At 59.9% G+C, this 15296-nt stretch carries 19 protein-coding genes and 1 pseudogene; 1 reads left to right on the top strand and 19 read right to left on the bottom strand.

Translation table 11 applies throughout. The features are described 5' to 3' along the window. Nucleotides 1–109 precede the first annotated feature (109 nt). Nucleotides 110–1285, top strand: coding sequence for a non-hydrolyzing UDP-N-acetylglucosamine 2-epimerase (gene wecB / locus ETHHA_RS08110; protein ID WP_013485498.1), 1176 nt, complete (start codon nucleotides 110–112; stop codon nucleotides 1283–1285). A gap of 80 nt (nucleotides 1286–1365) precedes the next feature. Here wecB and ETHHA_RS08105 read toward each other — a convergent pair whose 3' ends face one another. The 19 genes and pseudogenes from ETHHA_RS08105 to ETHHA_RS08025 form a co-directional block, all read right to left on the bottom strand. Then, a complete protein-coding gene (locus ETHHA_RS08105; protein ID WP_013485497.1) occupies nucleotides 1366–2958 on the bottom strand; it encodes an NAD(P)/FAD-dependent oxidoreductase in 1593 nt (530 codons plus the stop codon). 132 nt (nucleotides 2959–3090) lie between these two features. Then, a complete protein-coding gene (locus tag ETHHA_RS08100; protein WP_013485496.1) occupies nucleotides 3091–4341 on the bottom strand; it encodes a CdaR family protein in 1251 nt (416 codons plus the stop codon). Next, nucleotides 4338–5201, bottom strand: a complete 864-nt coding sequence (gene cdaA, locus ETHHA_RS08095) for a diadenylate cyclase CdaA (protein ID WP_013485495.1) — start codon at nucleotides 5199–5201, stop codon at nucleotides 4338–4340. The genes ETHHA_RS08100 and cdaA overlap by 4 nt, the downstream gene beginning before the upstream one ends. Before the next feature lie 217 nt (nucleotides 5202–5418). Beyond that, a complete protein-coding gene (locus ETHHA_RS08090; protein WP_013485494.1) occupies nucleotides 5419–5862 on the bottom strand; it encodes an urease accessory protein UreE in 444 nt (147 codons plus the stop codon). A gap of 239 nt (nucleotides 5863–6101) precedes the next feature. After that, entirely contained in the window at nucleotides 6102–6884 is a 783-nt protein-coding gene (locus tag ETHHA_RS14595) for a C1 family peptidase (protein WP_013485493.1), read from the bottom strand. After that, nucleotides 6863–7141 (bottom strand): hypothetical protein, encoded by a 279-nt coding sequence (locus ETHHA_RS08080; RefSeq protein WP_013485492.1) that lies wholly within the window; start codon nucleotides 7139–7141, stop codon nucleotides 6863–6865. Before ETHHA_RS08080 ends, ETHHA_RS14595 begins: the two co-directional genes overlap by 22 nt. Before the next feature lie 12 nt (nucleotides 7142–7153). Continuing rightward, nucleotides 7154–8329: a glycoside hydrolase family 25 protein gene (locus ETHHA_RS08075; protein WP_013485491.1), complete on the bottom strand. Its 1176-nt coding sequence runs from the start codon at nucleotides 8327–8329 to the stop codon at nucleotides 7154–7156. 45 nt (nucleotides 8330–8374) lie between these two features. Next, entirely contained in the window at nucleotides 8375–9103 is a 729-nt protein-coding gene (locus ETHHA_RS08070; protein ID WP_013485490.1) for a gp53-like domain-containing protein, read from the bottom strand. A gap of 13 nt (nucleotides 9104–9116) precedes the next feature. After that, complete coding sequence (locus ETHHA_RS08065; RefSeq protein WP_013485489.1) at nucleotides 9117–10172, bottom strand: hypothetical protein; 1056 nt, start codon at nucleotides 10170–10172, stop codon at nucleotides 9117–9119. After that, complete coding sequence (locus tag ETHHA_RS08060) at nucleotides 10172–11449, bottom strand: phage distal tail protein (RefSeq protein WP_013485488.1); 1278 nt, start codon at nucleotides 11447–11449, stop codon at nucleotides 10172–10174. The genes ETHHA_RS08065 and ETHHA_RS08060 overlap by 1 nt, the downstream gene beginning before the upstream one ends. Before the next feature lie 189 nt (nucleotides 11450–11638). Continuing rightward, entirely contained in the window at nucleotides 11639–12592 is a 954-nt protein-coding gene (locus ETHHA_RS08055) for a phage tail family protein (protein ID WP_013485487.1), read from the bottom strand. A 44-nt stretch (nucleotides 12593–12636) separates the two neighbouring features. Then, nucleotides 12637–12795, bottom strand: a complete 159-nt coding sequence (locus tag ETHHA_RS16065) for a hypothetical protein (protein ID WP_242822056.1) — start codon at nucleotides 12793–12795, stop codon at nucleotides 12637–12639. Between the two features lie 45 nt (nucleotides 12796–12840). Next, nucleotides 12841–12930, bottom strand: a pseudogene (locus tag ETHHA_RS16335) (hypothetical protein); the annotation flags it as partial. A 22-nt stretch (nucleotides 12931–12952) separates the two neighbouring features. Beyond that, nucleotides 12953–13321: a hypothetical protein gene (locus ETHHA_RS08050; RefSeq protein WP_013485486.1), complete on the bottom strand. Its 369-nt coding sequence runs from the start codon at nucleotides 13319–13321 to the stop codon at nucleotides 12953–12955. Nucleotides 13322–13347: 26 nt separating this feature from the next. Beyond that, nucleotides 13348–13770, bottom strand: coding sequence for a phage tail tube protein (locus ETHHA_RS08045; protein WP_013485485.1), 423 nt, complete (start codon nucleotides 13768–13770; stop codon nucleotides 13348–13350). 27 nt (nucleotides 13771–13797) lie between these two features. Next, nucleotides 13798–14202 (bottom strand): hypothetical protein, encoded by a 405-nt coding sequence (locus ETHHA_RS08040; RefSeq protein ID WP_013485484.1) that lies wholly within the window; start codon nucleotides 14200–14202, stop codon nucleotides 13798–13800. Then, nucleotides 14199–14576: a hypothetical protein gene (locus ETHHA_RS08035; RefSeq protein ID WP_013485483.1), complete on the bottom strand. Its 378-nt coding sequence runs from the start codon at nucleotides 14574–14576 to the stop codon at nucleotides 14199–14201. The genes ETHHA_RS08040 and ETHHA_RS08035 overlap by 4 nt, the downstream gene beginning before the upstream one ends. Nucleotides 14577–14595: 19 nt before the next feature. Further along, on the bottom strand, nucleotides 14596–14925 hold the full coding sequence (locus tag ETHHA_RS08030) for a hypothetical protein (protein ID WP_013485482.1): 330 nt from the start codon (nucleotides 14923–14925) through the stop codon (nucleotides 14596–14598). A gap of 2 nt (nucleotides 14926–14927) precedes the next feature. After that, complete coding sequence (locus ETHHA_RS08025; protein WP_013485481.1) at nucleotides 14928–15290, bottom strand: head-tail connector protein; 363 nt, start codon at nucleotides 15288–15290, stop codon at nucleotides 14928–14930. Between the last annotated feature and the right edge of the window lie 6 nt (nucleotides 15291–15296).

The raw sequence follows: 15296 nt of genomic DNA, 5'->3' as shown, positions 1-15296 counted from the left end.
GGCAAACCGCTTTGCAGTGCCCGGTTTGCGCGCGGGTCGGCGGCGTGGTATACTAAAGTCCGTTCCGGGGCGTGCGCACCGGGAATAACAAAGCCAAAGGATGGGCTGCATGACGTTTGAAAAGAAAAAATCCGGTGAAAAGATCCGTGTGCTGTTTATTTTCGGTACCCGGCCGGAGGCGGTGAAGATGGCGCCGCTTTATCTTGCATTACGGGAAGACGCGCGTTTCGAACCGTTGCTCTGTGTCACTGCGCAGCACCGGCAGATGCTGGATACGGTGCTGGAGATCTTCGGGATAAGCCCGGACTATGATCTGGACATTATGAAGGCCGCGCAGACGCTTTCTTATATCACCACGGCGGTGCTGACCGGCGTGGAAACGGTTTTGAAAACCTGCAGACCCGATATCGTGCTGGTGCATGGCGACACCACCACCACCTTTGCCAGCGCGCTGTCCGCGTTTTACCAGCAGGTCCCGGTGGGGCATGTGGAAGCGGGGCTGCGCTCGTTCGATATGTCCTCGCCGTTCCCAGAGGAACTCAACCGCCGCTTGGTGGCACCGATGGCATCGGTGCATTTTTCGCCCACGCCCGCCAATCGGGAAAACCTGCTGGCCGAGCGCATCGCGGCGCCGATCTTCGTCACCGGTAACACGGCTATCGATGCGCTTTCCTATACCGTGCGGAACGATTATGCCTTCAAAACATCCGCCGTGCGGGGGTTGTTTCCGACCGACCGGTGCATTCTGCTGCTCACTGCGCACCGGCGGGAAAATCTGGGCACACCCATGCGGCAGATTTTTGCGGCGGTGCGGCAGGTTGCGGAAGAATTTCCGGATGTGCAGGTGGTCTATCCGGTGCACCTCAATCCGGCGGTGCGGGAGCCGGCGCACGAAATGCTGGATGGCCTGCAGAATGTGCTGCTGTGCGATCCGCTGGATGTGGACGACATGCACAATCTGATGGAACGCGCGTATCTGGTGCTGACGGACAGCGGCGGCCTTCAGGAGGAAGCGCCCGCACTGGGCCGCCCCGTGCTGGTGTTGCGCACCGAAACGGAACGCCCGGAGGCGGTGCGCGCCGGTACGGTGAAAATGGCCGGAGTGGAAACGGAACGAATCTATGCGCTGACCAAAGAACTGCTCACCGACGCGCCGGCCTATGCCGGAATGGCGCGGGCGGTCAATCCATATGGCGATGGACATGCCTGTGCGCGTATCCGGCAGGCATTGCTGTATCTGTTCGGTTGCGGGGAAAAGCCAGTGGATTTTCAGCCGGAACCATGATATGCCCATATAAAAACAGACGTACCTCAGGCAAAAAGGGTACGTCTGTTTTTCGGTTTATGCCCCAAGAAAGCGGCGAATCAGCCGGTTCCTTGGGGTGGAGCGTATCGCTCAATGACGGCGGAGGCGACGCGCAGGCCGTCCACGGCGGCGCTCATAATGCCGCCCGCGTAACCGGCGCCTTCCCCGGCCGGATAAAGTCCATCGATGCCGACGGCCATATAGTCTGCGCCGCGCGGGATGCGTATCGGCGAGGAGGTGCGGGTCTCTACTCCCGTGAGCACTGCCTGCGGCGAGGAAAAACCGTGCAGGCGCTTTTCAAATGTGCGCAGACCGGTTTTCAGCAGATCGGTGACGGGCGGCGGCAGCAGCGTGTCCAACCGTACGGGTGTCACACCCGCAGAGTAGGTGGGATGCACCACGCCGTCCGGCGGGGCGGCAAAGCCGTTGAGGAATCCGCCAACCATCTGGCAGGGGGCGCGGAACTGCCCACCACCCGCCGCAAAGGCAGCCTGCTCCAGTTGCCGCTGGAACGCTACACCGTCCAGCGGCGCGGCAAACGCATCCACCGAGGCAACCAGTGCGGCGTTGGCGTTGCGGCCGTCGCGTTCATAGTTGCTCATGCCGTTGGTGACCACGCCGGCCGCTTCCGATGCCGCTGCCACCACCGTGCCGCCCGGGCACATGCAGAACGTGTAGACCGCCTGTTTCCCCTGCCGCAAGGAGAGTTGGTATTCGCCCTTTGGCAGGCGCGGATGCCCGGTATACTGCCCATAGAGTGCCCGGTCGATCTGTTCCTGCAAGTGCTCGATGCGCACGCCGACGGAAAATGGTTTTGGTTCGAGCCGGACGCCGCTTTGCAGCAGCATTTCAAATGTATCCCGCGCGCTGTGTCCCGCCGCGAGGATCAGCGCGTCGGTCGGCGCGTCTTCTTCTCTCAGGTGTGCCGCTTTTATCCGTCCTGCGTCCAGAACCAGGCCGGTGAGCTGCGTATGGAACCGGATGGAGCCGCCGAGCCGCAGGATCTCTTCGCGGATGGCGCGCACCACGCCGCGCAGCCGGTCGGTGCCGATGTGCGGTTTGGCCAGGCGCGCGATGGACTTTGGCGCGCCGAAACGCACGAACTGCCGGAGTACCTGTTCGCAGAGCGGATCGCCGATGCGCGTGGTGAGTTTCCCGTCCGAAAACGTGCCCGCGCCGCCCTCGCCGAACTGGACATTGGATTTTGTGTCCAGCTCACCGGTTTTCCAGAACCGGCCGACCGCCGCAGCACGTTCCTCCACGTTTGCACCGCGCTCTACGATGAGCGGACGGTAGCCATATTCCGCCAGCAGCAATCCGGCAAACATCCCCGCCGGGCCGAATCCGACAATCACCGGCCGGCCGTGCAGCATTTCCTTGCCCGGTTGCGGGACAAACGCCGTGGGGTTGCGCCGGGTAACGGAGGGGGAAGCGGCGCGCCGCACGGCCGCGTCTTCCTCATCATCAGCCAGGTCAATCCCCACGGAATAGACCAGATGTGCTTGACCATGACGAAGATCGGGTGTACATTTAACGACATATGCCCGGTCGTGCAATGCCCGTGGGATGCCTGCCCTGCGCAGGGCGGCATCCAGTGCATGCGCGTCTTCGGCCTCCAGTGGAAGCCGGATATTGCTGACGATGACTGCCATGGGTTCCTCCTCTTGCAAATAGCGGCCGCAGGGGATGTGGGCGCCTGCCGCGATCTCTCGACAGACTAAAAAAATCGCGGCGGTTTTCTGCCGCCGCGATGACTTGCTGTTGTACGCGTCTGTTCAGACGGGTTATTTGGTTTTGGACACCTGGACGACGGCAGTATAATTGCCGGTTGCCCAGAAACCGGACGGTGTACTGATGGTGACCGGCACGACATACTGCCCGGTGCCGTTGAGTGCTGTGGACATATCGACTACAGCCGTGACGGCAGCGGGCGTGGCCATCTGTGCCGCCGGACCATAGAGCTGGATGCCGTTGATCTGTTTTGTGCGCAACTGCACGCGGTAACCTGATGGCACGTTGACAACCTGTATATCCTGTGTGTTTACGGCCTGTGTAACGGTATCAAGCAGATCGATGCTGACGGTGGCGCTGGAAAGGTTGTCTAGATTTTGCAAGGTGCCGGTGAGCGTCACGGGCAGGACGATCTTGTTGGTGAGGGACAGAGTGCGAAAATCAATGGTGCCCAGATTGATCTGAGTCAGGCTGTCGATTTCCTGCGCGCTGCCTGCAATATGCAACATGTCGGGGGAAACGGTGTATTGCATGTTTTTGGTGTCGAACCCGGCCGGCAGGTTGCTGAAGTTCACCTTGAGCGGTACGGTGCCGGCTTTGAAAACGGGCACTGTGACCGATACCGAGGATACGCTGAGCTTGACATGCGCCAGATTCAGCACGCTGCCCGACGCATCGATCAGTTGGAGACCGGCCTTGGTTTTATAGGTGGCATTGACGCCATTGCCCATATCAACATCCGCGCGCACCTGTGCGACCTGCGCAACCTCGGCGGACGGCCCGGAAACGATGATCTCTTTGGGTGACGCCGTAGCGGTTTCCATCACATATCCGTCTGCCACCTTGCTGTTCTGCACCCGCACGTTCACCGGGAACGTTTTGGATGCCACCGTGTCGAACCGGATCTGGATCTGGCTGGGGGAGATGCTGCGGATGTGGATCTGGCTGTCCGGCGTTTTCAGGGAAGCGTTGAGTTGCAGGGTATAGCTGCCGGATTTGGTGACCGGCGTGACGTCCGGCGTAACAGAGAAGTCTTTTGCGCTCAGTCGACCGATGGTCGTGCGGGGGCCGGATACGTCGATGGAGATATTCTGATTGAGTTTATCCACCAGTCCAAGACCCGCGTCGGCCAGAAAACCGCTTTTGGTATCAATGGTGACCGGTATGCCCGAGACGGTGCGCGTATAACCCGGGCTGACACTGACGACCACGACGAACCAGATGACAAAAGCGGCTGCCACCGAAACGATACGCAAAAAGAGGGTGTTATGCATCAGCCGGTAAAAAAAGCCTTTGTCATTCATTTTCGAAACACCTTGAATCCGGATGTGAACCCATACTTTTTGGAGACGGTCTCCGAAAGCAGGCCGTTCTCCAGTGCGATGCGCAACGTGTCTGTCGTCAGATTGCGCTTGATGACACCGCGTTCTACCAGAGAGATAACCCCGGTCTCTTCCGAAACCACGACCACCAGTACATCGGAACTTTCGCTGATGCCGAGCGCCGCGCGGTGTCTGGTGCCCAGCTCACGGCTGATCTCCTGATTCTGAGAAAGAGGCAGGAAACAGCCTGCGGCAAAGATCCGTCCACCGCGGATAATCATCGCGCCGTCGTGCAGCGGCGATTTGGGATAGAAAATGTTTTCCACTAATTCGGCACTGACGTCGGCATTGACCAGCGTGCCGGTTTTGGCGATCTCGCCCAGTTTGGTATTGCGCTCAAACAGGATGAGTGCGCCGATGCGGTTTTTCTGCAGCATACCGGCGGCAGAACAGACAGCGTCGATGGCCTCTCTGGTATAGTTGTCCGTTTCTTTTCCGCCAAAACCGAACGCACGGAATTTATCCATGCCGGTGCTGCCCATATGCTCAAGCACGCTGCGCAGCTCCGGCTGAAATAACACGACGATTGCCACAAATCCAAATTGCACAACCGTGACGAGCAGGAACGACATCGCTTTCAGATTGAGCCAGAGTGACAGATTATAGGCAATGACAAGCAGCAGCAACCCTTTTACCAGTTGCTCCGCGCGTGTTTCCCGCACGAGCTGGATACCTTTATAAATGATGAAAGCCACCAGAGCGATATCGATCGCGTCCCAGATGGTAAAGGTTTTCATGACGCTGAAAAACGTCTGAAACCCGCTGTAAATGATATTGATCAATTCTGCGCACCCTTTGTCCAGATGCCGGACGCGCACGCCGGCGCATGCCGCCCGCCGTAAAAAATCGGCCGCCCTCTCGCGGCGCGGACAGCGCTTTTTTGCGATAAAACGGGTGCGAACAGGTTCACCGAATCCGCACCGGCAGGCGTTTATTTTATTGTATCATAAAATCCGCGCAAAAAAAAGCGGAGGAAAGAAAACTTCCTCCGCGGCGTGTCTATTCGTGGTGATGATGCGAAGGCATATGCCCCCGGAAGATGCATTCCGCCCGCTCAGGCAAGAAGCCGAGTTTTACCAGATGCTGCTCGGTGGGTTCGTCAAACGGTACTTCCAGCACATCCTTTGTAATGGAAATAGGCAGGTGGCGGTTTCCCAACTCATACCCCAGCCGGGCTGCCTGCACGGGGTCGTGCAGGCGGACGCGAAGGACGGAACAGCGCCGGATGCGTACCGCGATGACGAGGTTTTCATCATGGTACAACACATCGCCGTCGCGCAGAGCGGCGCCTTCCGGTTTGCGGATACCGATTTCCCGCCCGGCCTGTGTGGGCAGGCGCAGAACATGCTTGCTTGCGTCGAACCATTCGATCAGAGCATAATCGATTTCTCGGCCATGTGTTTCAAAGTGAGACAGGTTTCCTTCAACGCCGGTAGAAAACATGGAAACGTCCCCCCTGTTTTCGTGTTCTTGAAAGATATAGATTCCGGATCCATGCAGACGAGGACAGCCGAAGCCAATTGGCTGCCGACGTTCGACCGGTTGTACCCATTATAGAACATCCTTTTGTCAAATTCAACAGATTTTATACCCGATTGGCTCGATTATGATGCATAAAAAAGCGGGAACCTCTGCTCTGCAAAGAGGGAGGCCCCCGTCTTTTATGCCGCGCCGGGCGAATTTCAGGAAACAATTACCCAAATGTCCATGAGCAACTGCTCCAATACCTCATAGGTTGCCTGAAAATATCCGCTGCTGCTCAGCCCGATTCCGGTGCCCCAACTGTTGCGGATCTTGACATTGCCCGTGGATTTTTTAAAGAAAACATGCTGAATGAACTCTTTGGCCTTGCAACCGCTTGCCGGCTCGTCATGGTGCCCGACGATGACCAGTGCATGACCGCCCAGGAGCGCGCCGCGCGGCGCGGGAATGATACCGGTGCTCAGCGTGGTTTGCGACTCAAAATTTTCGTATATCCGGATGCCGATGAGCGGCGTGTGCCCGGCGGAAAGTGCCTGCCGGATCTGGTCGATGCCGGATACGCGGTAGTAGGTGTAGATTCTGTCGTTGTCGAAATTGGCGTTGTTATAAGCCGCCTGTGGGGGCTTTATGGCAAACTTGGAGATGTCATACGGCCAAATGGTCGCGTCGCACACGCCATTTTTGGCCAGAGCCGCACAGGTGTCGCGCAGGTTGCCACCCGCGTCTTGGTTGACCGTGTTCTCAAGGACGCGGACATTATAATATTCGAACAGGTGGGACGGCGTGAACGCATAGCCCTTGATATAGGCGTCGATGGCGTCGATGGCGTGGCTCTGGCAGCTGCCGAGCTGCCCCTGATCCCAGACGGGCGGAAATTTGGCGGTGTAGTCGGTGTCGTGCAGAATGGTAACCGGTGCCAGTGCGGAGAATTTAAAGTCGCGCAAGTCTTCAGGATCTTTTTTTAGCGTGTATTGGTGCGGCATGTGCGAGCCTCCGTGTTCTGTATACCTTTGGCAATCTCTGCGGTTCTGATTTGGGCGTCGGCTCTGATTCGAGCCGCGGACAGGATGCCGTTGGAGACAATATATGCGATAAAGGTGCCGGCTGCCGCAATAATGGCGGTGATTTGCTCGATGCTTCCCTGCGGCACATTGTAAGCAATCAGGATGGATGTGACAAGAGAAATGACGGCTGCCCAAAACGACTTGTCCAAAAGCAGGCTTTGAATGGCGTTTTTCATAAACAATCCTCCTTATTTTCCGGGATACCGAACGTATCCGCTTTTGGTTTCGCTCCCGCGGGCGGTGTCGTACAGAAGAAGTGTGCGCCCGTCTGCGCAGCGTTTCAGGATCGTGGCGTGTTCATATGGGCTGAGCGTGCCCATATATTCGCCATCTACAGTATATGCGGGCTCGTCCGACCTGCCATTTTTCCACTGGCGCCAGCCGGTGTTATGCAGGTGTGCCTCGTCATTGACGATATAGCCGTGAAACCAGCCGTCGGCGGCGTAGTTGGGATACAGCACCTCGGTGAGCTGCGTGGCGTAATCCACCGACAGGATGATGAGCGGGTCACCTGCGTCTACCTGGTGGCTGCTGATGCGTGCGCCATCCCGGTCCCGGATGTAGAAATCCGCCCCGGCACGGCTGTTGGGGGCCTGTGGCAGGCTTGGAACCTCGTAGTAGTCCGACGCTTCACAGGACGGCGCAGGCACGGGTCGGTTGGCAATGGCGGCTGCCGGCGCAGCCAGGAAGATTTCCGCCGTGGCATAGTCCAGATCGACTTTGCCGTTGGCAATGGCGTCTATCTGCCCCCGCTCGCTGTACTGCCAGGCATCCCATGCCCCCCAGCCGACCACATCTCCGGCATAGCCCCGGTAATCGGCCAGCCAGAGCAGCAGATCGGAAAACTGCCCGTGCAGGATGTCATTGGCGTAGGCCGTGTAGGTGTAGAGCACTGGTGTGATGCCGGAAACGCGCTGAAACTCCGTGATGAATACCCGGATGATCTGCCGCATGGAGGCGGCACTCTGTTGTCCGTCGTAGCTTTCTACATCTACGGCAGGAACAAGAGAATATCCGGTGCCCCGGATGCGCGCCCAGAAACTGTCTGCCTGTTCCACGGGGTCGCTGTTAAGACGCAGGAAGTGATACGGCCCCCATGCCATGCCGTGAGCGGCTGCTGCGGTGCGGTTGACCGTCCACATTCTGTCCACATACGATATGCCTTCGTCGGTTTTTATGTAGACGAAATTCTGTGTTTGCGCCAGTCTGTTCCAATTGATCTGTCCGTTGTCGCTTGTTCCGTGATAGATATCCACGCCGTGGCAGTACGCAGTGCCTGCGGCAGGCATAGACGCCCATGCGGGCGTGGCCAGCAGAAACACGGCGGCCAGCAGGGCAGCGGCACATAAAATTTTTCTTTGCATGTCATTCCTCCTTTTGCGGCGGTCTGCCTGTATAATGCATGTGAATCACATCCTTGCCACCGTCATCGGGCCGATGGCGAACCAGTGTACAAGGTGCGCCACGCTATCCGCCTGGATTGCCGTAAATTTGGTTGCCGTCCACACGGCGGTGGATACGGCATACGGTGCGCTGTCCTCCATGGTGGCCACGATGGTAAACGGCACGGCGCTAAATGCCTGCGGGAAAGATACATCCGTGTAAGCGGGGAAAGCGCCAAGCGAGAGTGTGCCCCATTGCAGTGCCAGACCGTTCCCCAGCAGCACATAGCCGTTGGACCCCAGCGAAGCGGATGCTACCGCCGCGAAGGGGTTGTCCAGCCCGGCGTAAACGCGCCCGCTGCCGTCGATGTTTCCGGCCACGATGCTGCTTGCCCCGGCGGGCACCGTGACGACCGCCAGCAGAATCTGGTTGGCTGCCTCCGTGGTGGCGCCGGGAACATCGACGACGGTCGTGGTCATGGCGGTGGCGTCGATTTGCAGCACGATGGCGTCGGTGCGTGCGTTTCCGCCGGTGTTGGTGGGAACGGGAACGGCCTGCGTGGTGTCGTCGGTCGTCAGCACACCATTCAGGATGGCGCTGCCCGCCGCGACGTTGACTGTCATGCCGGATGACGGGGCCGTAACCTGATAGCCGCCGATAATGCCGCTGGTGGTGAGCGCGTTCATTGGCGCGATGAAGTCCGACGCGCCGTAGACGGTCGTACCGTCGCTGAAAAATTGGGTGCGGTTTGCCATGAAATAGTCCTCCTTATCCGGCGTAAGCGCGGCGCTGCGGGCCTTGCGGCTTATATACCACGCTGCCCACGGTGATCTCGCGCGTCTGTTTGTCGTCATCCTGCACCATGCGCAGCACCCGCACGCTGGCGGTGTAGTCGAAGTAGGGCGCGAGATGCAGAGTCACGCGGTCGCCGATGGCGAGATCGTCAAACGGGCAGAGCGTGCCGTCGGTGCAGGTGAGGGTGATGCTGTCCGCCGGAGCGCTGTCCAATGCAAGCGCCGCCTGCGTCTGCGTATCCAGCGTGGATTGATCGGTTACGCCGTCATTGGGGCTGAACGTGCCCTCATACAGGCCGTAGGTGGACTGGCTGGATGCGTCCTGCTGTTCGCTGGTGATGGTCGTGCTGTTGTTGCTATCGTCGGTCACGGTGCTTTCGGCGTAGACGTCGTTGGCGAGGTTGAGGATATCCCGTGCCAGCGTGGGCGCGGCGATGATGTTGTCCGCCTCGCCGCCGTATTCGAGCACATACTGCGGCTTGTCCGCCCCGCGCCGCAGGGCGAAGTGATAGACACGGGCCTCGTCCATCCAATAGTCATAGTTGGCGTCGGCGTTGATGTCTTTGAGCTTGGCAAGCAGCAGGTCGGTCGCCTTGACCTCGCGCGTGGTGTCGATGGCTCCGGCGGCGATGGAGTACCCGGTCAGCCCGATGGGGTAATCCGGGCGCGCGGCCTGCGCGTCGTCGATGAGCTGGCGGTTGAGTATGCCATAGTCCATCGTGGCGTACTGTTTGGCGCGCAGGCGGCGGTATTTGAGCAGGGCATTGTAATCCACACAGTTGAGGGTCAGCTTGGCGTCGTCGAAGCTGTGCCCGGCGATATATCCGCCCCAGATGGGCGTGCCGTCGTCCGCCGCATATTCAAGATGGTTGCCGAGCTGCATGTTGGCGGGCGTGCATTTGGGGTCGGACAGCGCAATGTCCAGCGCCATGGTGTCGATGTCGTTCAGTGTCCAGCCGTATTTCGGCGGGCTGAACTGGTACAGCTCGTCGAGCTGTATGTGGCTGCGGTCAAAGAGCTTGACGTACATTACAGATACCTCCCTTGCAGGCTGACGGTGCAGTGGCGCTTGGTGTCGTAGCCGTTGCGGGCGAACGTCAGCACATTGTCACCCGGCGGGCAGTGTATCCACCCAAGTTCCTGCTTGATGCCGAACGCCAGCGTGCCGTTGAGGTAACAGCCGCGCGTGGCGGGGCGGCAGTCGATGACGAGCGTGTCCGTGCTGCCAAGGGCGAGGTTGACGGAGATGCTCTCCCCGGTCGTGTCATTGGTCACGGATGGGTTGGCGCACGCGCCGGTGATGGTGATGATCGGATAGGCGTCCACATTTCCGGTGTTGGTGATGGTGCCGGTTTCACCCTCGGCGGGGTAGAAAATGACGCCCTGTGTACCGGGGGACACCCATCCGGTCGCCGTGCTTCCGGATTCGACCTGCAGACCCACCGCATATTGCGAGCAGGCTGTGCCGGCCGGAATAGAAATCTGCACGGACGGAATGGACTGCCCGGATTGTGCGGTGAACGTGGCGGGGCTACCGACGGATACGGTCGCGAATGGATTGGGTAGTGTAACGGCTTTGGCGCCATCGAAATACGACGGAAACAATGCCGCCATCTGGGCGGCGGCGAGATTGTAAAGCGGGTTGGATGCATCGGTTCCCATGTCAATAGCCATGAAGGATTGGACGGAGATGTTGTCCCATCCGGATGTTCTTCTGTCGACAATAACCGCATAAAAATTTGAAACCGTTACTGTTACTATGCATGACAATGGCTCATACTTTCCGTCACCTGGATGAGTAACGGCAGTACCATTTTGGGCGTATAGGACTACGCTCGTAGATGTAGCCTGCACATAACAGCGTATGAAATATTTATGACCTGATAAATATGGATAATTGTACATATCAAGCTGGCCACTCTGTGCAGTCGCTCTAAATGTCTGTGTGTTATTTGTGCAAGATACTGCTACCCCATGTCCTACTGCAAATCCCGTCGCCAGATTATTGCTTGACGTGGCGAAATTACCATTGGTTATGACCTGTGTAGCTTGCGCCGTCTGCGTTATGGCCGCCGTCACCGTTCCGGTCGCATAGCCGTTTTTGGCGGTAAGCGAGGCGGTGTAGGCACCCGTGCCGAGTGTGACTGCGTTTACGGGCAGGGTAATGGTGGTATCCGCCGTGGCGGTGCCGGAAAGCGTGACCAGACCGTTTGCAGCCACCTGTGCGGTGACGCCGTTTGCGGACTGCGCGCTGGAAAGCAGCCTGAGCAGGTTCTTGGGGGCTCCGAAGATGACGTCATGCAGCATCAGAATATCCTCCCGACGGCATTTGCCCAAGGTATGAAAATGGAGAGCCGCGTCGATGCGGGATGTGCAGCGATCCGCTGCATGGGGGAAAGCAGATGTTTTGAGCCGTACGTGACATGAGTGCTCCTTTCCGAAGAGTCAGATGAACCGGGCTGTGTCCGGGTCCTGTATGTTTGGGCATCGCGTACGTCAGATCCCGGCAAGGAACTGAAGCTGCTGCAGGAGCTGCTTTTTTCCGCCTGCCTGCGCCAGAGACACCGGCCCGTTGATGTTGATGACCGGGGCCCGGGTGTTATTGGTGGTGATGGGGGCGCTCTGCACGCTGTTCAGCGCCGACATGCCTGCTCGGATGTCCAGTGCGTACGGCGCGGTTTGCAGCGCGGCGGCCATGCCGGAGGCCAGACCGTTCACGGCCGCCAGCACAGAGTCCTGATGTCCTCGGATATCGTCGGCCATTCCGTCCAGCATGTCTTGGGGCCATGTGTGGAAGCCGACCAACGGGCCGGTGTCCGGCTCGCTAAAGTGCAGGAAGCTGCGAATGTCCTGCGCGATGCCGCTTACGGCGGTGCGTACGGCGCCTGCGGCGTTTTGGATGCCCTCGGCAAGGGCGGAAGCAATATCGCCGCCCCATGCCGCCGCTTCCTGCGGCAGAGACTGGAGAAAAGTGGTGCCTGAGAGGAATGCGTCACGGATACGGTCGCCTGTACCGTTGAACGCGCCGGTGACGCTGTGCGCAACCGAATCGAACCAGCCGCCCGCGCCGCTCCAGATGCTCTGGATGCCGCCCCATGCCTGCGCGAACGGGTCGCGCCAGCCGACTGCACCGTCAAAGACGCCGCGCATGCCGCCCCATAAGCCGCGAAACCAGCCGCCCGCGCCGCCCCAGATATTTTGGATGCCGCCCCACGCCTGCGACATGGCCCCCACGACGTTTTGCCCGGCCGCCCGCGCGCCGCCCGCCATGTCGAGAAACCCCGTGCCGACGGCGTCGAAAAAACCGGAGACGACCGTGGAAGAAAAGACGCCGGACAAAACGGATTGCAGCGCCGCACCGGCCGTGCCGCCGATATTGAAGATTTGTGTTTCAAGCGTGCTGATGTCCAGATGGACGCCAAACGAAACGGCACCTACGTTTTCTGCCATAAAAAATCCTTCTTTCCGGCGCTTCGGTCAGTATGCTTCATGTTTCAGCGCCGCCGACCGAACAGCGCTCCAAAGACCTGTTCCAGACAGGCCGCCGGGTTTTCGCTTCCGCCTGCCGCGCGTTCCGCCAGGCGCATTTGCCAGTCCGCGCGCGCCTGACGCGCCGCCGCGCCGAAATGCTCCGCTTCTTCATCGCTTGCCATCCGGATGGCGACAAGCTGCGGGAGGGGCGCTTGTGCGGGCAGACCGGCAAGCAGCGCCGTGAACTCCGGCCATGGAATGTGCGTGGCGGGCGAACGAAGCCGCAGCCCGTAAGCAAACGCGAAGGAGGCGACGATGAGTGGATAATCCTCCTCAAAATCAAAGCCGTTTCTCCGTGCCGTTTCCGGGGCGAAAGGTGGCGCCGGTCTGCGCCTGCCGCGCGGCCTCGCGGAGCTGTTCGACGCTTTTGCCCGTCATGGCGGCAAGCACGCCGAATTGCAGCAGGTTCCAGAACGCAAACGGCATGTTGTGCGCGAGGATTTCCTCCGCCGCCTGCCGTCCGCCCGTCAGCGCGTCCGTGAGCAGCTCGCGCATGAGCGCGCCGCTGTCGGCGCCCGGCTGTATGCCGGTGAATTTCCGCTGCGCGGCCAGCACTTTTTTATAGTCGTTGTCCACTTCATACGCGCGGCCAAACACCGTGACGGTGGGCTTTTGCGCGTCAAAATAAGTATCCAGATTCACATTCATGCGGAAACCTCCAAGTATTAGAAAAATCAGGCCGCCGTCCAAATCGGCGCGCCATCGAACACCGCGTCCCACTCCAGCGCGGAGAGATCGGTGGACGCGCCGCCGAACGGGGTGGAGAGATCGACCACGACATTGCCGCTGAGTTTGGCGCCGCTTGGAAAGTCGATCTCGTAGGGGATGGTGCAGGCGCTGCCGACGGCCAAAAGCAGGTCGGCGATGAGGTCGTTGCCGGGGTCGCCTTCGTTGCGCTGCCCCTTGTGTGTGATGGTGAGGGCCTTGCCTGTCATCAGCGCCCGCTGCCAGCCGTGCTGGTCGAGCGGGTTCCAGGTTTTGACCTGCCCTTTGAGCTTGGGCTCGATGCTGTAAACGTCTTTGACCGCGATGGCGGCGGACGCATCGCCCGCCTTGCCGACTTTGAAAGTCAACCCGTGTGTGGGATAAACAGCCATAAAAATTCCTGCCTTTCACGCCGCGCTTTAAGAGGACGCGGCGGTTTCATATAAAATGTTGACGCGGATGACCATTTCGCAAATATTCGCGCTGTCCCGCCCGACGCCGGCGGGGGCCGCGTCCGGCAGCAGAAACCGACGGACGGGATACCCCCCGACGCGCTCGGATGTGTTGCCCCAAAACAGGGCGTACAGGCTGTCGGCGAGCGCTTCGCAGGCGCCCGCATCCTCGCCCCAATGAATGAGGATGTCCACCGGTAACAGGGCGCAGGACGTGCAGGCGGCGCCGCCGACCGCGAGAATGGAAGCGCCTCGCTGCTTGGGATAAACGCCGAGGCAGAAGGGTTCGCGCTTTGGAATGGCGCTGTGGAACACCCCGGTCCCGGGGTATTTGGTCTTGAGCCAGCCGATGACATCGGATACATGCATCATCGCAAAATCTCCTTTGCAAGTGTTTGAACGGACAAGGCAAACAGCCCGGCGGCTTCACCGCGGCGGCTGCCGCTTATCCACGGTTCCCACCATTCGCCGCGCGCGTTGGCGTTTTTATCACGGCGGAAGTGATACGTAGGATGAAAATACAGGCGGGCGGCCTGCGGCGCGTCGGTCACGATCTCCACGATGCCGTTCCGTGCGCGGGCGGCGTCCACAAAAGTCTGCCGGTTTTGCATCCGCCCACTGTCCATGGGGATGACGGCATCGGCCCGCTCCCGGGCGAGGATCGCCTCGGCGGTTTGCGCAAGGGCGCGTGTGAGCGCGGTTTTCAACTGCTCCAGAGCATTCGATTGCAGGCTGATGGATACCATGCCGTTCGCCTTCTTTTGTTCAGGCAAGGCCCAGCGCCGTGTGATGCACGGTGCCGTCCGGGTTGCGCGGGCGGGCGGCCGTGACAATCTGCCAGGTTCGCCCGCCGATTTCCACGCAGCCGGTCAGCACCGGCAGCCCGGGCGCGATGTCCCCGCCGATGGTGAGGCGGGCGGCCAACTGCACGAGCGTGCCGTCGGCCTGCCGTTTGGTTTTGGCAACCTCCGAAAAATTGCATTTGCCGGTGTAGGAGACGGCTTCCTGCGGCGCGCCGCCCTCCGTCAGTCCGTCGGTAAGACGGACGGTGACGGGCGTGGTATCCCAAATCTGTGCGATGTACGGCACACGCATGGTCACACCCCCCGACAGAGCAGCGACGTGGGTTCGAGATAGCGCCGCGCGCGCGGCGCGAGCCGGGGGAAACTGCCGCTTTGCAGTTTTAGGGACACATCTCCGACCTGATAGCTGTCCACGCCGGCCAGATCGGCAAGGCCGCCGGCGGCTTGCAGGTGGTCGGCCTGCGCGCAGACGGCAAACTGCACCTGCCTTTGGCAGAACGCCGTAAGAGCCGCGAAGCCGCCCTGCGCGCCGATGTGCCCATACACCGCGCTGTCGATGTCGTCGGTGGCGCGCGCCAGCAGGTTTTCAAGCGCGGTGCCGGCGGGCAGCGTGCCGCCGTAGGTATTTGTGTAAAAATCCGTATCCGCATAAGCCATGGGAAA

Origin of the sequence: Ethanoligenens harbinense YUAN-3 (assembly GCF_000178115.2) — a bacterium.
GTDB lineage: Bacteria > Bacillota > Clostridia > Oscillospirales > Ethanoligenentaceae > Ethanoligenens > Ethanoligenens harbinense.
The sequence above is the reverse complement of the archived record's forward strand: the minus strand, read 5'-3'. Positions and strand labels throughout refer to the sequence as shown.

Bases quoted from the DNA above. Each gene is read 5' to 3' on its own strand.
- wecB (WP_013485498.1), top strand. From the start codon at position 110: ATGACGTTTGAAAAGAAAAAATCCGGTGAAAAGATCCGTGTGCTGTTT.
- ETHHA_RS08105 (WP_013485497.1), bottom strand. From the start codon at position 2,958: ATGGCAGTCATCGTCAGCAATATCCGGCTTCCACTGGAGGCCGAAGAC.
- ETHHA_RS08100 (WP_013485496.1), bottom strand. From the start codon at position 4,341: ATGAATGACAAAGGCTTTTTTTACCGGCTGATGCATAACACCCTCTTT.
- ETHHA_RS08090 (WP_013485494.1), bottom strand. From the start codon at position 5,862: ATGTTTTCTACCGGCGTTGAAGGAAACCTGTCTCACTTTGAAACACAT.
- ETHHA_RS14595 (WP_013485493.1), bottom strand. From the start codon at position 6,884: ATGCCGCACCAATACACGCTAAAAAAAGATCCTGAAGACTTGCGCGAC.
- ETHHA_RS08080 (WP_013485492.1), bottom strand. From the start codon at position 7,141: ATGAAAAACGCCATTCAAAGCCTGCTTTTGGACAAGTCGTTTTGGGCA.
- ETHHA_RS08075 (WP_013485491.1), bottom strand. From the start codon at position 8,329: ATGCAAAGAAAAATTTTATGTGCCGCTGCCCTGCTGGCCGCCGTGTTT.
- ETHHA_RS08070 (WP_013485490.1), bottom strand. From the start codon at position 9,103: ATGGCAAACCGCACCCAATTTTTCAGCGACGGTACGACCGTCTACGGC.
- ETHHA_RS08065 (WP_013485489.1), bottom strand. From the start codon at position 10,172: ATGTACGTCAAGCTCTTTGACCGCAGCCACATACAGCTCGACGAGCTG.
- ETHHA_RS08060 (WP_013485488.1), bottom strand. From the start codon at position 11,449: ATGCTGCATGACGTCATCTTCGGAGCCCCCAAGAACCTGCTCAGGCTG.
- ETHHA_RS08055 (WP_013485487.1), bottom strand. From the start codon at position 12,592: ATGGCAGAAAACGTAGGTGCCGTTTCGTTTGGCGTCCATCTGGACATC.
- ETHHA_RS16065 (WP_242822056.1), bottom strand. From the start codon at position 12,795: ATGGCAAGCGATGAAGAAGCGGAGCATTTCGGCGCGGCGGCGCGTCAG.
- ETHHA_RS08050 (WP_013485486.1), bottom strand. From the start codon at position 13,321: ATGAATGTGAATCTGGATACTTATTTTGACGCGCAAAAGCCCACCGTC.
- ETHHA_RS08045 (WP_013485485.1), bottom strand. From the start codon at position 13,770: ATGGCTGTTTATCCCACACACGGGTTGACTTTCAAAGTCGGCAAGGCG.
- ETHHA_RS08040 (WP_013485484.1), bottom strand. From the start codon at position 14,202: ATGATGCATGTATCCGATGTCATCGGCTGGCTCAAGACCAAATACCCC.
- ETHHA_RS08035 (WP_013485483.1), bottom strand. From the start codon at position 14,576: ATGGTATCCATCAGCCTGCAATCGAATGCTCTGGAGCAGTTGAAAACC.
- ETHHA_RS08030 (WP_013485482.1), bottom strand. From the start codon at position 14,925: ATGCGTGTGCCGTACATCGCACAGATTTGGGATACCACGCCCGTCACC.
- ETHHA_RS08025 (WP_013485481.1), bottom strand. From the start codon at position 15,290: ATGGCTTATGCGGATACGGATTTTTACACAAATACCTACGGCGGCACG.